At 66.2% G+C, this 15,158-nt stretch carries 15 protein-coding genes; 1 reads left to right on the top strand and 14 read right to left on the bottom strand.

Features of this window, described 5'->3' with window-relative positions; genetic code table 11:
• Nucleotides 1-114: 114 nt before the first annotated feature.
• Nucleotides 115-942, top strand: coding sequence for a metallophosphoesterase (locus LPB04_RS15855; protein ID WP_193685480.1), 828 nt, complete (start codon nt 115-117; stop codon nt 940-942).
• A gap of 20 nt (nt 943-962) precedes the next feature.
• On the opposite strand, the gene LPB04_RS15850 is transcribed toward LPB04_RS15855, so the two are convergent.
• The 14 genes from LPB04_RS15850 to uppS form a co-directional block, all read right to left on the bottom strand.
• On the bottom strand, nt 963-1,550 hold the full coding sequence (locus LPB04_RS15850) for a DUF6151 family protein (protein WP_227496439.1): 588 nt from the start codon (nt 1,548-1,550) through the stop codon (nt 963-965).
• A 31-nt stretch (nt 1,551-1,581) separates the two neighbouring features.
• Nucleotides 1,582-2,778 (bottom strand): EAL domain-containing response regulator, encoded by a 1,197-nt coding sequence (locus LPB04_RS15845; protein WP_193685479.1) that lies wholly within the window; start codon nt 2,776-2,778, stop codon nt 1,582-1,584.
• A 63-nt stretch (nt 2,779-2,841) separates the two neighbouring features.
• Nucleotides 2,842-3,627, bottom strand: coding sequence for a TrmH family RNA methyltransferase (locus tag LPB04_RS15840; RefSeq protein ID WP_193685478.1), 786 nt, complete (start codon nt 3,625-3,627; stop codon nt 2,842-2,844).
• The gene (gene rnhB / locus LPB04_RS15835; RefSeq protein ID WP_193685477.1) at nt 3,624-4,307 is read right to left on the bottom strand and encodes a ribonuclease HII; all 684 of its coding nucleotides are present in this window, start codon (nt 4,305-4,307) and stop codon (nt 3,624-3,626) included. Before rnhB ends, LPB04_RS15840 begins: the two co-directional genes overlap by 4 nt.
• Nucleotides 4,308-4,448: 141 nt before the next feature.
• Nucleotides 4,449-5,576, bottom strand: a complete 1,128-nt coding sequence (gene lpxB, locus LPB04_RS15830; RefSeq protein WP_193685476.1) for a lipid-A-disaccharide synthase — start codon at nt 5,574-5,576, stop codon at nt 4,449-4,451.
• A gap of 34 nt (nt 5,577-5,610) precedes the next feature.
• Nucleotides 5,611-6,399 carry an acyl-ACP--UDP-N-acetylglucosamine O-acyltransferase gene (lpxA, locus tag LPB04_RS15825; RefSeq protein ID WP_193685475.1) on the bottom strand — a complete coding sequence of 263 codons (789 nt, stop codon included), beginning with the start codon at nt 6,397-6,399 and terminating at the stop codon, nt 5,611-5,613.
• Entirely contained in the window at nt 6,399-6,875 is a 477-nt protein-coding gene (gene fabZ, locus LPB04_RS15820) for a 3-hydroxyacyl-ACP dehydratase FabZ (RefSeq protein ID WP_193685474.1), read from the bottom strand. The genes lpxA and fabZ overlap by 1 nt, the downstream gene beginning before the upstream one ends.
• The gene (gene lpxD, locus LPB04_RS15815; RefSeq protein WP_267878207.1) at nt 6,872-7,945 is read right to left on the bottom strand and encodes a UDP-3-O-(3-hydroxymyristoyl)glucosamine N-acyltransferase; all 1,074 of its coding nucleotides are present in this window, start codon (nt 7,943-7,945) and stop codon (nt 6,872-6,874) included. Before lpxD ends, fabZ begins: the two co-directional genes overlap by 4 nt.
• Nucleotides 7,946-7,947: 2 nt before the next feature.
• Nucleotides 7,948-8,487 carry an OmpH family outer membrane protein gene (locus LPB04_RS15810; protein WP_193685473.1) on the bottom strand — a complete coding sequence of 180 codons (540 nt, stop codon included), beginning with the start codon at nt 8,485-8,487 and terminating at the stop codon, nt 7,948-7,950.
• Between the two features lie 41 nt (nt 8,488-8,528).
• Nucleotides 8,529-10,886, bottom strand: a complete 2,358-nt coding sequence (gene bamA / locus LPB04_RS15805; RefSeq protein WP_193685472.1) for an outer membrane protein assembly factor BamA — start codon at nt 10,884-10,886, stop codon at nt 8,529-8,531.
• An 81-nt stretch (nt 10,887-10,967) separates the two neighbouring features.
• A complete protein-coding gene (rseP, locus tag LPB04_RS15800; RefSeq protein ID WP_193685471.1) occupies nt 10,968-12,305 on the bottom strand; it encodes an RIP metalloprotease RseP in 1,338 nt (445 codons plus the stop codon).
• 1 nt (nt 12,306) lies between these two features.
• Entirely contained in the window at nt 12,307-13,485 is a 1,179-nt protein-coding gene (gene ispC, locus LPB04_RS15795) for a 1-deoxy-D-xylulose-5-phosphate reductoisomerase (protein WP_193685470.1), read from the bottom strand.
• A gap of 11 nt (nt 13,486-13,496) precedes the next feature.
• Nucleotides 13,497-14,330 (bottom strand): phosphatidate cytidylyltransferase, encoded by an 834-nt coding sequence (locus LPB04_RS15790; RefSeq protein WP_193685469.1) that lies wholly within the window; start codon nt 14,328-14,330, stop codon nt 13,497-13,499.
• Nucleotides 14,330-15,079, bottom strand: coding sequence for a polyprenyl diphosphate synthase (gene uppS / locus LPB04_RS15785; RefSeq protein ID WP_193685468.1), 750 nt, complete (start codon nt 15,077-15,079; stop codon nt 14,330-14,332). Before uppS ends, LPB04_RS15790 begins: the two co-directional genes overlap by 1 nt.
• Nucleotides 15,080-15,158: the final 79 nt, after the last annotated feature.

Genomic DNA, 15,158 nt, shown 5'->3' with positions numbered 1-15,158 from the left:
AGCCTGCGGCCACGCGCGCCTCTGTGCGCTTGCGCACCCAGCGCCGCCATCCGCTGACGGTGCCGGGACAGGGCCGGGACGGGGCCGGGGCAGGATCCCGGCTATACTGCCGCCATGCGCATACAGCTGTTTTCCGACCTCCACCTCGAACGCTATCCGGCCTTCCAGCCCGAACTGCGGCCGGATGCCGACCTCATCGTCCTCGCCGGCGACATCGGTTCCTACCAGGGCGGCTCGCGCCTGACGGGCACCGACTTCGGCCTGGAACGCTTCGCGCCGGCCCTGGGCGCCACCAGGGCGCAGGTGCTCTACGTTCCCGGCAACCATGAATACGACGGCCTCGAATTCGACGAAGCCCACGCGCGCCTGCGCGACACCTGCGCCCGCCTCGGCATCACCTGGCTCGACCGCGAGACGGTCACGATTGGCCACGTCCGCTTCATCGGCACCACGCTCTGGGCCGATTTCGACGCGCTGGCCGGCGGCCACGAACTGACGAAACAGCTGCAGCTGCGCGAAAAGGCGATCCGCGCCGCCAACTACTACCTCAACAAGAACACGACGCTGCGCGATGGCGCACCGGTGCTGGCCGACGGCTGGCGCGCGATGTCGCTCGACTGCCAGCAATGGCTGCGCGCGGCGCTGGCCGTCCCCTTCGACGGCGTCACGGTCGCCGTCACCCATTTCGCGCCCAGCCTGAAAAGTGCCGACCCGCGCTACGGCGTCAGCCCCGGCACGGCGGGCTTCTGCAACTCGCTCGACGATTTGCTGCCCCTGGCCGACGTCTGGATGCACGGCCACCTGCACTGCCTGAACGATTACGTGGCGACCGGCGTCGAGAACGGGCGCGCCTGGTCCTGCCGGGTCGTCGCCAATCCGCTCGGCTACCTCAGCAAGGGCGAACAGGAAGGTTTCCGACCGGGGCTGGTGATCGAGCTGTAGGCTGGACTCGGGCCGCCGGCTTACGGCGTGACCGCCGCGCGTTCCTCGCGCGTCAGCACCCGGGGTGCCCTGATCGGCGCACCGGCCGTATCGAAGAAGGGATTGCTGCGCCAGCCGCCGCCCAGGCGCGCCTTGGCCAGCGCCATGCCGATCCGGGCGACGGCAAGCACCGCGCCCACCGGCGTCGATTGCACAGGTTTGGTGGCCGAGCCGGTATTGGCCGTGAAGCGCGCGCGTCCCAGCGCGCGGTCGAGTCCTTCGTCCGGCGCGTCGAGGCAGGTGCGTACCAGCCCCACATACGACATCTTCGGATCGCGCGGGGTATTCCCTATCGGCGTATTGCAGCAGGACGCATACCAGCGATAAATCCCTTTCGGGCTGAGCGACATGCAGGCCAGGTGTTCCAGCCCTTCAGTAAAACGCAGCGCCGCCGGCACGGCCGCCTCGACCTCGGTACCGCCGGCCGCATCGAGCACCGCGTTCTCCGCCTTCAGGAACCGGGCAAAGGCCTGGCAGTCCTTGCAATAGCACACCGCGCGCGCCGCAACGCGCGCGGCGTCTACCTCCCCTTGCAGCTTGCCGCACCGGCAGCGCAACCGAATGTTCATCCGCCCGTCTCCCCGGTAAGAAAAACCGAACTCAGAAAAAATGGCGCCAGTCTTCCAGCCAGCCCGGGAAAGCGCTCGCTTCCATCGGATTGGCGATGTGATATCCCTGCGCATAGGTGCAGCCCAGTCCCTGCAGGAAGTCCCAGTCCTGGCGCGTCTCGACGCCGACCGCGACCGACATCCGGTCCAGGCTGTGCGCCAGGCTGAGGCAGGAGCGCAGCACCGTGCCGAGCGGGCGCCGCTTGGAGGCGCCGTCGACGAAGCTGCGGTCGATCTTGAGTTCGGTGAACGGAATGCGCGCCAGCAGCTGCAGGTTGGAGCGGCCGGTGCCGTAGTCGTCGATGCCGAGGCCGAATCCCATCATCCGCAAGCGCACCAGGCGCTCGATGAAATTCGGGTCGGTGTTCAGGACCGAGGACTCGGGCATCTCGAAGGTGATGTAGTCGGGCAGCACCCCGTGGCGGGCGAGGCAGGCGCTCATCTGGCGCAGGAAGGACGGGTGCGCCAGGGTCTCGGGCGCCAGGTTGATCGAGATCGAGATCGGCGTGCCCTGGTCATGCAGCCAGCGGCAGCGCTCGACCGACAGCTCGATCATGCTCCAGTCGAGGAAGTCGATGCGGTTGTTCTGCTCGAGCGCGTCGATGAAGGCCGAGGGGCCGAGCAGGCCGTGTTCCGGATGGTTCCAGCGGGCGAAGGTCTCCAGGCCCTTGACCTGGCCGGTGGCCAGCTCGATCTTCGGCTGGAAGAAGGGCTCGAACTGGCGTTTCTGCAGGCCGTTGCCGATTTCGGCGAAGGTGAAGCGCGGCGTGGTGTCGACGCGGTCGGGAAGCACGGCCGGCGCGTAGTTGTCGAGCAGGGGTTTGAGTTTGGCGGCGGTGACCGGTTTCGAGACGGAGCCGAGCAGGTCGATGCCGTAGACCTGGGCCAGGGTCTCGACCGAGAACAGCAGATTCGCCGGCTGGGCGCCGGTGACGACCAGGCTGATGCCGGAATCGAGCCCGGCCAGGTTGCGGATCAGTTCCAGCCCGTCCATGCCGGGCAGCGCGAGGTCGATGATGGCCACGTGCACACGCGGCGTGAAGCCGGCCTGGAAGGTGCGCAGCGCCATGTGCCCGTCGGGCACGTCGGTGACGCGGCTGGCGCCGAGGCGCCCGAGCATCTCGACCAGGGCGGCGCGCTGGGTGCTGTCCCCTTCGGCTACCAGAAAATGCAAATGCGCGATGTCCATCTTCACTCCACAGTTGTTGCCCCGAGCTTAACCTACGGGCGGCGATTGCGTCTATGCCCGCTTTCAGGCCTGCCGTTGGCGCAGCTGCTCGAAGAAGCAAATGGCGCCCGCCGCCGCCACGTTCAGCGACTCGACCCGGCCCGCATGCGGGATCACCACCTGGTGGGTGGCGCGTCCCATCAGGTCGTCGGCCACGCCCTGCCCTTCGTGCCCGAGCAGCCATGCGACCGGGCCGCGCAGGTCGACCTGCCACAGCTTCTGCTCGGCATAGCCGCTCATCGCCAGGACGGAAATGCGCGATGCGTCGATCAGGGCGCCAAGATCGACATGCTCGAAGATCTCGAGCACGAAGTGCGCACCCATCGCCGCGCGCAGCACCTTGGGCGACCAGCAGAAGGCGGTGCCGGCGCTGCAGAACACCTGGGTGATGCCGGCTGCGGCCGCGCTGCGCAGGATCGAGCCGACATTGCCGGGGTCCTGTACGCCGTCGAGCAGCACGGCGGACACGCTCATTGCCGCGGGCTGGACCGGCGCCGGCGTCTCGACCAGGAACAGCAGGTTGACGCCATGCTCGACCTGGCTGAGCGCGCCGAACAGCGCGTCCGGCAAGGCCGTCACGTGGGCGTGCAGGCTTTCGCAGCGCGCGACGATGTCCGCCACTTCCGGGTTGTGCAGGGCGCCTTCCGAGACAACGCAGTGATTCGGCGCGCCGCGCAGCTCGAGCCAGGACTGGCACAGGTGCACGCCGTCGAGCAGCGTGCGCCCGGCCTTGCGCCTGGCCTGCGAGCTGGCGGCGAGGCTTTTCAGTTCCTTGTAGAAGGGATTGTCGCGCGAGGTGACCGACTTCATGCGAACGCCACGCCCTCGAGCGACCCTTGCGCCGCGGGCGGCGCGAACAGGTCCACCTGCAGCAGGTTGCGCACCGGCGCGAACGAGCGGCGGTGCACCGGCGACGGGCCGTGCAGGCGCAGGCGTTCCAGGTGCAGCGCCGTCGAATAGCCCTTGTGCTGGTCGAAGCAGTATTCCGGATACTGTGCGTGCAGGCGCACCAGTTCGGCGTCGCGCGCGGTCTTGGCCAGGATCGAGGCGGCCGAGATCGCGTGGCATTTGTCGTCGCCCTCGATCACGGCGTGGGCGCGGATGGCCATCGGCGGACAGCGGTTGCCGTCGATCAGGGCGATCGTCGGCAGCATCGAGAGCGCCTCGACGGCGCGGCGCATCGCCAGCATCGTAGCGTGCAGGATGTTCAGGGTGTCGATCTCGTCGCAGGAGGCTTCCGCGATGGCCCAGGCCAGCGCGTATTCGCGGATCTGCGGCGCCAGCTCGTCGCGGCGCGCCTCGGTCAGCTTCTTCGAGTCGCGCAGCCCGTCGATCGGGCGTTTCGGGTCGAGGATGACGGCGGCGGCGAACACCGGACCGGCCAGCGGACCGCGGCCGGCCTCGTCGACGCCGCAGACGATGTCGAGATCGGTGAACGGGCGCAGCCGGGGCGGCAGGCCGGGGTAGAAGTTGACGCGTTTTTTGCTCATGGTGCTAATTTTCGTATTTCGATGTTCAGGGTGCGCGTCCGACGGATGCGTGCGTAACGCGTGGGCACAGGTGCCCACCCTACGTTACGCACCAGTCCGTGGCGGAAGCGCACCGTAGGGTGGGCTCCCGAGCCCACGCGTTTACGGACGTATGATCCCCAACACAGCCTCGGCACTCAGCGCGGCGCTGTCGCGCAGGAGGCTATGATGCATCTCCGTGAAGCGCTCCGCAAGCCGGTCGCGTCCTGCGGTGTCATTCAGTTGCGTCCACACCGCATCGGCCATCGCTTCCGGCGTGGCCGCATGCTGCAGCAGTTCCGGCACCAGGAATTCGCGCGCCAGGATGTTCGGCAGGCCGATCCAGGGCTGGTAGCCCATGTGGCGCATGATTTCCCAGGACGCGCGCATGACTTTATAGGCGATCACCATCGGCTTCTTGAACAGCGCCACTTCCAGCGTCGCCGTGCCCGACGCCACCAGCACCGCGTCGGCGGCGGCGATTGCCGTGTGCGAATTGTCGACCAGCGTCAACGCGATATCGTCCAGTCCCGCCTGCGCGACGATCTCGCTGAAATAAGCCCGCTGCTTTTCCCCCGCCATCGGCACCACGAAACGCAGGCCGGGATCGCGCCTGGCCAGCAGGCCAGCCGCACGCACGAAGGGCTCGGCCAGGTATTTCAGTTCGCCCATGCGGCTGCCGGGCATCACCGTCACCACGCGTGCATCGGGCGCGATGCCGAGCGAAGCGCGCGCGGCGCCGACGTCGGGCACCAGCGGGATCGTCTCGGCCAGCGGATGGCCGATATAGGTCACCGGCACGCCGGCGTCACGGTAGATCTGCTCTTCGAAGGGGAAGATCACCAGCATGTGCGAGACCGCGCGCTGTATCTTCTTGATGCGCCCGCCGCGCCAGGCCCAGATCTGCGGGCCGACGAAGTGCACGGTCGGAATCCCGCCCGCGCGCAGCTGCTCTTCGAGCCCGAGATTGAAACCGGGATAGTCGGCGCCGATGAAGGCGGCCGGCCGCTCCGCCAGCAGTCGGTCGCGCAGGCGGTTCTGGATGCCCTTGATCTCGCGGAAGCGCGGGATGATCTCGAACAGGCCGCGCACAGTGAGGGTCTCGATCGGGACGTCCGATACAAGCCCCTGCTCGATCATGCGCGGGCCGCCGATGCCGTGGAAGCGCGCGTTCGGGAGCTGGGGACGCAAGCCCGCCATCAGGCGGGCGGCGAGCATGTCGCCGGACACCTCCCCGGCGACCAGGGCCAAGGAGATGTCCGAAGCGCTGTTCGGGCTCAATTTGTCAGCGCACGATGCCACGGGTGGCAATGCCGAGGAAGTCGCGCATCGCGCGGATGTCAGGCGCCGCTTCCGGCATCGCCTCTTCTTCGCGCAGCAGGGCGGCCTTGGCTTCCTCGAGCGTCAGGTTCGAACGGTAGATGTGTTTGTACGCAGCGCGGATGCCGTCGATCTGGGGACGCGTGAAGCCGCGCCGTTTCAGGCCTTCGATGTTCACGCCGCGCGCGCCGGCCGGATTGCCCGAGACCAGGACAAAAGGCGGCACGTCCTGGGTCAGGCTGGTGTACATGCCGATGAAGGCATGGGCGCCGATCTTGCAGAACTGGTGCACGCCGGCGTAGCCGGACAGGATGGCGTGGTCGCCCACGTGCACGTGGCCGGCCAGCTGCGCATTGTTCGAGAAGATCGTGTGGCTGCCCACCTGGCAGTCGTGCGCCAGGTGTACATAGGCCGAGATCCAGTTGTCGTCGCCCAGGCGCGTGACGCCTTCGTCCTGGGCGGTGCCGAGGTTGAAGGTGACGAATTCGCGGATGGTGTTGCCGCTGCCGATCTCGAGCCGGGTCGGCTCGCCGTTCCATTTCTTGTCCTGCGGCGCGGCGCCGATGGAGCCGAACTGGAAGAACCTGTTGTCCTTGCCGATCGTGGTATGGCCCTCGATGACCACGTGCGGGCCGACGACCGTGCCGGCGTCGATGCGCACGTTCGGGCCGATGATCGAATACGGGCCGACTTCGACCGAGCTGTCGAGCTCGGCCTTCGGGTCGACGATCGCAGTCGCGTGAATCTTCATCATTACTGCTCCGCCGCCTTTTCGTTCGCGCGAATGGTGCACATCAGTTCACCTTCGACCGCCACTTTGCCGTCGACGCTGGCCGTCGCCTTGTACTTCCAGATGCCGCGCGAGACGCGCAGGATCTCGACGTCCATCACCAGCTGGTCGCCGGGACCGACCGGGCGCTTGAAGCGCGCGTTGTCGATGCCGACGAAGTAGACGACCGAATTCTCGTCCGGCTTCACGTCCATCGTCATGAAGGACAGGATGGCGGCGGTCTGCGCCATCGCCTCGATCATCAGCACGCCCGGCATGACCGGCTGGTGCGGGAAGTGGCCGTTGAAGAATTCTTCGTTGACGGTCACGTTCTTGATCGCGGTGATGCGCTTGCCGACTTCGACGTCCAGCACGCGGTCGACCAGCAGCAGCGGATAGCGGTGCGGCAGGTATTCCTTGATCTCGGTGATCCCCAGGGTTCTTTTTTCGGTAGTCGTCATTGTTGTTCTGTCTTCGTCTTGATGATTTTTTCCAGCGCGCGGATCTTGTCGCGCATGCTGTTCAGGTTGCGCACGATGGCCGCCGACTTCTCCCATTCGGCATTCTTCGCGAGCGGATAAAAGCCCGTGTACTGGCCCGGTTCGAGCACCGAGCGCGAGACCATGCTGCCCGACGAGATGTGGACGTTGTCCGCGATCTCGAGGTGGCCCAGCACCATCGCCGCGCCGCCGAAGGTGCAGCGGCTGCCGATCTTCGCGCTGCCGGCCACGCCGACGCAGCCGGCCATCGCCGTGTGCTTGCCGATATGGCAGTTGTGGCCGATCTGGATCTGGTTGTCGAGCTTCACGCCGTCTTCGATGACGGTGTCGGCCAGGGCGCCGCGGTCGATCGAGGTGTTCGACCCGATGTCGACGTCGTCGCCGATCACCACGCGCCCGGTCTGCGGAATCTTGATATACACCCCTGCTTCGTTCGCAAAACCGAAACCGTCGCCGCCGATGACCGCGCCGGAGTGAATGATGCCGCGCGCACCGATGACGCACTTGCGATGGAAGGTCACGTTGGCGAACAGGTGGGTGCCCTCCCCGATCACCGCTTCACGGCCGACGAAGCAGCCATGGTCGATGACGGCGCCGGCTTTCACCACCGCCCCCGCTTCGACCGTCACGTGCGGCCCGATGTGGGCGCTCGCGTCGATCTCGGCCGATGGATCGACGACCGCGCTCGGATGGATGCCGGGACTTGGCGCAGCTTCTTCGAGCGATACGAAGTACTGGGCGGCGCGCGCGAAATAGGCGTAGGGGTTGGTGGTGACGATGCGGGCGCCGGCGTAGGTGGCGGCCACCGAGGGATCGTCCAGCGGCGACAGGATCAGCGCCGCCGCTTCGCTCTGGGCGGCGAGCGCGCGCAGCTTGCTGTTCGAGAGGAAGCTGATCTGGGTGGGACCTGCGCTGTCGAGCGGCGCGATCGAGGCGACCACGAGATCCGGGTCGCCCGTCAGCTGGCCGCCGAAACGCTCGACCAGGTCGCCGAGGCGTACGCCCGGCTGGGTTTGTTCACGTTGTTCCAAAATTACTTGTCCAGCAGTTTCAGGATCCGGTCGGTGATGTCGATGCGCGGGCTCGACCAAGCCGCTTCCTGCAGCACGGCGTCGAGCTTTTCCTGCTCGGCGATCTGTTCGATCAGCTTGTAGGCCTTGGTGGCGATCGCCGCGCGCTCTTCCGACTTCCTCTGCATCAGGTCTTCGGTGAACTCGCGGTTCATGCGCTGCACGTCCTTTTCCATGTCGAACAGCTCGCGCGCGCGGCGGGTGCGTTCGATGTCGGTCAGGCGCGGCGCGTCGGCATCGAACTTCTCGCTCATCTGCTTGAACTTGGCGACCATCTCCTCGTTCGTCTTCTGGCGCTTCGAGAATTCGGCCTGGATCTTGGCGTCGGCCGCCTTGGCCATCTTCGATTCGGTCATCAGGCGCTCGGTGACCACGAAGCCGATGCGGCTCGGCGCCGTCTGCGCCCAGGCCAGCGGCGCGGCGCACAGGGCTGCCAGCACCAGGGCACAAGGCAAACTGCGCGCCAGGCCGCGTGGCAGGGAGGCTATCGGATTTTTCAACATATTTCTCCGCGATGAAAGGGTAAGTGCCGACGGGCGCCCGGTCAGAAGCCCGTGCCCATCTGGAACTGGAAGCGCTCGAGACGGTCGCCCGGTTTCGCATTCAGGGGCTTAGCATAACTCAAGCGCAGCGGGCCCACCGGCGAAATCCACGACAAGCCGATACCGGCGGCGTAACGCAGCTCGCCGAGGTAGATCTTCGACTTTTCCTGGTAGACCTGGCCGCCGTCGAGGAAGGTGAACCAGCGCAGGCTGCGGTCCTTGCCGCTGCCCGGGAACGGGAACTGCAGCTCGGCGCTGCCGATGACGCGCTTGGAGCCGCCGATGGCGTCGCCGTAGACCGGGTCGATCACGCCCAGGGTCGAGCTCTCGTAGCCGCGCACCGAACCGATGCCGCCCGCATAGAAGTTCTTGAACACCGGATAGGAATGGCTGCCGATGCCCTTGCCGTAATCGAGCTCGCCGCGCAGGGCCAACGTCATCCAGGAGGTCACCGGACGATACCACTGGTGTTCGTACACCATGCGGAAGTATTTCGAATCGCCGATCGCGTCGACTTCGAGGTTGGCGCGCTGGTAGCGGCCGACGCTCGGGGTCAGCGCGCTGTCGCGGCTGTCGCGGCCCCAGGCCACGGTCAGCGGGATCGAGATGCTCTTGCCGGTGCCGATACCGTAGGTCGACTGGTCGGCCGGGTTGTTCGGGCCGCCGTTCTGGGCCACGAAATTGCGGTACAGGGTCGGGCTGGTGGCGTCGGTCTCGAGCGAGGTGCGCTCCAGGCCGGCGCCGAAGTAGACGGTGTCGGTTTCGGAGAACGGCACGCCGAAGGTCATGTTGCCGCCGGTCTGGCGCACCGTGTACGAACCGATGTTCGACAGCGGTGGACGCGTCGTGCGCAGGTAGAGCTGGAAGGCGCGCGAGACGCCTTCGTCGGTGAAGTACGGATTCGTGTTCGAGAACGCGATCGTGCGGCTGTACTTCGAGGTGTTCAGGTCGATGCCGACGGTCTGTCCGCTGCCGGCGAAGTTCGCCTGCTGGACCGAAGCCGTGAAGGTGAACTTCTCGGCCTGCGAGAACGAGCCGCCGATCATGAAGTTACCGGTCGGTTTTTCCTCGACCGTCAGGTTGATGTCGACCTGGTCGCTGGTGCCCGGCGACTCCGGCGTGTCGACCTTGACTTCCTTGAAGTAGCCGAGGCGGTCGACGCGGTCGCGCGAGAGCTTGACCTTGTCGGCGTCGTACCACGAGCTTTCGAACTGGCGGAATTCGCGGCGGATCACTTCGTCGCGGCTGGTGGTGTTGCCCGAGATGTTCACGTGGCGCACATAGGCGCGCTTGCCCGGATCGACGACGAAGGTAAACGCGACGGTGCGCTTCTCGCGGTCGATCTGCGGATCGGCGTTCACGTTGGCGAAGGCATAGCCGAACTGGCCGAGGCGCGCGGCGATGCGCTTGTTCGACGCTTCCTGCAATGCGCCCGAATAGGTCTTGCCCGGCTGGAGGACGATCAGGCGGCGCAGTTCTTCCTCGCGGCCGAAGGTCTCGCCTTCGAGTTTCACGCTCGAGACGGTGTACTTCTCGCCTTCGGTGACGTTGATGGTCAGGTAGATCTCTTTCTTGTCCGGCGTGATCGCGACCTGGGTCGAGTCGACGTTGACCTCGAGGTAGCCGCGGTCCAGGTAGTAGGACTTGATCGCTTCCAGGTCGCCGGTCAGCTTGGTCTTCGAGTACTGGTCGGCCTTCGAATACCAGGTGAACCAGCCCGACTTGGACAGCTGAAAGACTTCCAGCAGTTCCTTGTCCGAGAAGGCCTTGTTGCCGACGATGTTGATGCCCTTGATGCGCGCGACCTCGCCTTCGTCGACGTTGAACATCACGTTTACGCGGTTACGCTCGATCGGGGTGACGGTGGTCGTGATCTTCACGCCGTACAGGCCGTGCGACAGGTACTGGCGCTTGAGTTCCTGCTCGGCGCGGTCGACCGCGGCCTTGTCGTAGATCTTCGCTTCGCCGACGCCGATGTCCTTCAGCGCCTTGACCAGCATGTCCTTCTCGAATTCCTTGGTGCCGGTGAAATCGACCGTGTTGATCGCCGGACGTTCTTCGACCAGCACGACCAGCACGCCCTTGTCTTCTTCCAGGCGGATGTCCTTGAAGAAGCCGGTCGCGTACAGCGCCTTGATGGCGGCGATGCTCTTCTCTTCGTCGAAGGTCTCGCCCACGCGCACCGGCAGGTAGCTGAACACGGTGCCGGCTTCGGTACGCTGGATGCCTTCGATGCGGATGTCCTTGACCACGAACGGATTGACGGCAAGCGCAGGAGCGGCGCACAGGGCCAGCACGGCTGCGCCGATCAGGCTGCGGCGAATGAACGGCAGGGCAAAACGATCTGGTTGTGATTTCATTGGCTAATCAGTCATTGGACAACGTACATGTTTTTCTTTGACGGTGGCGCGCTGCCGCCGGCGGCGCCGGGCTGCTGCGCCCTAGAGCCGCTGCGACAGGTCATTGAAGATGGCGAGCGCCATCAGCATGAACAGCAGGGCCACCCCCGCGCGCTGTGCGAATCCCTGGATTCGCTCGGACAGGGGACGCCCGGTCAAAACTTCCAGCGAATAATACAACAAATGCCCCCCATCCAGCACGGGGATTGGTAACAGATTCATGACGCCCAGGCTCACGCTGACGACTGCGATGAAGCCCAAAAAGGTCGCCAGGCCCATGCGTGCAGTCTGTCCGGCGTAGTCGGCGATCGCGATCGGACCGGTCACGTTCTTCAGCGAAGCCTGCCCGGTGACGATCTTGCCGATCATTTTGAAGGTCAGCGCCGTCATCTCCCAGGTGCGGCGCGCACCCTTCGCGACCGCCTCGACGGGGCCGGAGCGCACGGTGACGCGTTCGATGGCTTGCGCCAGCTGCACCGAGGCCAGGCCCTGCCCTTTCGGATCTTTCGCCGGCGTCAGCGGCAACGTAAGGATCTGGCTTCCACGCCGCACCTGCAGCTGCAAGGTGCGCCCGGGCGCGGCGCGCACCGCCTGCACGAAATCGGCCGCGGTCGCGAAAGGCTTGCCGTCGGCGCCGAGCACGACGTCGCCCGGCTGCAGGCCGGCGCGTGCGCCCGCCCCGCCTGCGACCGCCTTTTCCACCTGCGGCATGCCGATCCAGACGTCGAGGCCGAGCGCGGCCATCGGGTCGCTGTCCGGACCCGGCTCCTTCACCGCGCTGGCGGGGATCGTGGCCGCGTACTGGCTGCCGTCGGCAGCGCGCACGGTCAGGTGCGCATCGATCCTGTCGACGGCGAGATGGGTCATCTGCCAGCGCAGGTCGGACCAGGCGGCGACCGGCTCGCCGTTGACGGCGACGATGCTGTCGCCGCCGCGCAGGCCGGCGACATACGCCGGGGTGTTCGGCGCCATCGGGCGCAGTTTGGTGCCCGGTTCTTCGGTGCCGTGCATGAACAGGGCCGCGAACAGCACGATCGCCAGCAGGAAGTTGGCGACCGGGCCGGCGGCGACGATGGCGATGCGCTTCCAGACGTTCTGGCGCATGAAGTCGCGCGCGCGGTCTGCGTCGTTGGTCGGCGTGGTCGCCGGGTCGCGGCTGTCGAGCATCTGGACATAGCCGCCCAGCGGCAGCGCGGAGACAGCCCATTCGGTCTGGTCGGGGCCGAAGCGGCGCGACCACAGGACCTTGCCCATGCCGACCGAGAAGCGCAGCACTTTCACGCCGCAGGCGCGCGCGACCCAGTAGTGGCCGAGTTCGTGGAAGACGATCAGCGGCCCCAGCGCCAGGATGAAGGCGGCCGCGGTGTAGAGGAAGCTCATGTCAGTGCCGGGCGATGTTGGCGACGATGTTCGATGCCGCGCTGCGGGCATGCGCATCCTGCGCCATCACGGCCGCGATGTCGTGCGCGGCGCCATGCGGGTTCTCGTCCATCACGCGGCGCACGACGCGGTCGATGTCGCGGAAACCGATGCGCTCGTTCAGGAAGGCCTCGACCGCGATTTCGTTGGCCGCGTTCAGCAGGGCCGGCGCGGTGCCGCCTGCGCGTAGCGCGTCGAAGGCGAGCGCGAGGCAGGGGAAGCGCTCGTAGTCGGGCTTGTGGAATTGCAGCGCGCCCATGGTGGTGAGATCGAGTTGCGCCACGCCCGATTCGATACGCTCCGGGTAGGCCAGCGCGTGCGCGATCGGGGTGCGCATGTCGGGATTGCCGAGCTGGGCCAAGACCGAGCCGTCGACATACGAGACCATCGAGTGGATCACGCTTTGCGGGTGGATCACGACCTCGATCAGCTCGGCCGGCGCGCCGAATAGCCAGTGCGCCTCGATCACTTCCAGGCCCTTGTTCATCATGGTCGCCGAATCGACCGAGATCTTGCGGCCCATCGACCAGTTCGGGTGCTTGCAGGCCTCGAGCGGGGTCACCTCTTCCAGCGTCTCGACGGCGCGGTTCAGGAAGGGGCCGCCGGAAGCCGTCAGCAGGATCTTCGCCACGCCCGACCGGGCCGGCGTGCGGGCGTAATCGCCCGGCAGCGACTGGAAGATCGCGTTGTGCTCGCTGTCGATCGGCAGCAGGGTCGCCTTGTGCTCGCGCACGGCGTCCATGAACAGCTGGCCCGACATCACGAGCGCTTCCTTGTTCGCCAGCAGGATTTTCTTGCCGGCATTTGCCGCGGCCAGGCTTGGGGCCAGGCCGGCCGCGCCGACGATGGCGGCCATCACGGTGTCGGTGTCCGGGCTGGAGGCGATCTCGCACAGGGCCGCTTCACCATACGCAACGTCGATGCCGAGGTCGCCCACCAGGCGCGCCAGTTCGGCTGCCGCTTCGGGCGTGCCGACGACGGCGCGCTGCGGACGATACTTCCGGCATTGCGCGGCCAGTTCGGCGACGCGCGAATGGGCGCTGAGGGCGTACACCTGGTACTGCCCGGGATGACGCGCGAGCACGTCGAGGGTCGAGACGCCGATCGAGCCGGTGGCGCCCAGGATGGTGATGCGTTGCATGTCAAAACTCCTTACAGCCAGGCGCCGATCAGTGCCGCCAGCGGCAGTACCGGTACCAGGGCGTCGATCCGGTCGAGCACCCCGCCATGGCCGGGCAGCAGGTTGCTGCTGTCCTTCATGGCGGCGCGGCGCTTGAGCTGGGATTCGAACAGGTCGCCGACGATGCTGGCGGCGACGATCAGGATCAGGATGGCGTACGTGGCGGCCCAGCCGAGGCTGGCCTGCACGCGGACCGGGAAGGTGTTGGCGAGCGCCTCGTTTCCGAAGACGATCGCCAGGGTCGCGATCACGAGCACGGCGATGCCGCCGCCGATCGCGCCTTCCCAGGATTTACCGGGCGAAATCGACGGCGCGAGTTTGCGCTTGCCGAAGGCTTTGCCCGAGAAGTAGGCGAAGATGTCGGCGGCCCAGACGATGGCCATCACCGACAGCAGGTACAGGGGAGAATACGCGAACAGCGCGGCGATCGCGGCGAAGCAGCCGACCAGGGCCACGGCATAGGTCAGGCTGAGCAGCGTATTCGGGGTGCTGTCCAGGGCCGGCAGGCCGATCTTGAGCGAGGGCGCGAAACGCAGCACCCAGACCAGCAGGCTGATCACGAACCAGAAAGTTTGCGTCTTACCATTACCGCTGAAAAAGAAGGTCCAGGCGAAGGCCGCGGTCCAGGCGACGGCGACGACGACCGCCTTGCCCGACTTCGGGTTGAACAGGCGGAAGGTTTCCCAGATCGCGGCGCCGAAGAAGGCGGTCACCACCACCGCGAACGCCGTGTAGTTGTTGAAATACAGGACCGGCAGCAGGACTGCCAGCAGCACGAGCGCGGTAAGGATCCGGGTTTTGAGCATCAGTTCTTTTTAGCCACTTGTTCGCCGGTGCGGCCGAAACGGCGCTCGCGGCTCTGGTAGGACGCGATCGCCGCGTCCAGCGACTCGACCGAGAAATCCGGCCAGTAGGTGTCGGTGAAATACAGCTCGGAATAGGCCAGCTGCCACAGCAGGAAGTTCGAGATGCGCTCTTCCCCGCCGGTGCGGATGAACAAATCAGGCTCGGGCGCATACGCCATCGCCAGGTGCGGCGCCAGCATGTCTTCCGTGTACTCGGTCACGCCCGGGTTGGCGGCAACCATCTTGCTGGTGGCCTGCATGATGTCCCAGCGGCCGCCATAGTTGGCGCAGACGGACACCGTCAGGCGCGTGTTGCCGGCCGTGCGGCGCTCGGCATTGGCGATCATCTCGCGCAGCTTGGCGTCGAAGCGCGACAGGTCTCCCACGACCTTCAGCCGGATGTTGTTCGCGTGCATTTTCGAGACTTCACGCTCGAGGGCGGTAACGAACAGGCGCATCAGCAGCGAGACTTCTTCTTCCGGACGGCGCCAGTTTTCCGAGGAAAATGCGAACAGGGTCAGGTATTCGACCCCGCGCAGCACGCAGGCTTCGACCACGCCGCGTACCGCTTCCACGCCCTTGACGTGGCCTGCCACGCGCGGCAGCAGGCGCTTGGTCGCCCAGCGGCCATTGCCGTCCATGATGACGGCGATATGGCGCGGAACGGCCGGCACATCGGGAACTACGGTCGTCGAACTCTTAAAGATCATAAATCGTTTGCCATCACGGCAATTACGGTAAAAAACGCGGTAAAAAGCGGGCCTTGCCCGATTGTGCCCGGCATTGGCC

The sequence above is a fragment of the Massilia litorea genome (genome assembly GCF_015101885.1).
Taxonomy (GTDB): domain Bacteria; phylum Pseudomonadota; class Gammaproteobacteria; order Burkholderiales; family Burkholderiaceae_D; genus Telluria; species Telluria litorea.
This window is presented reverse-complemented; position numbering and strand designations above follow the sequence as displayed.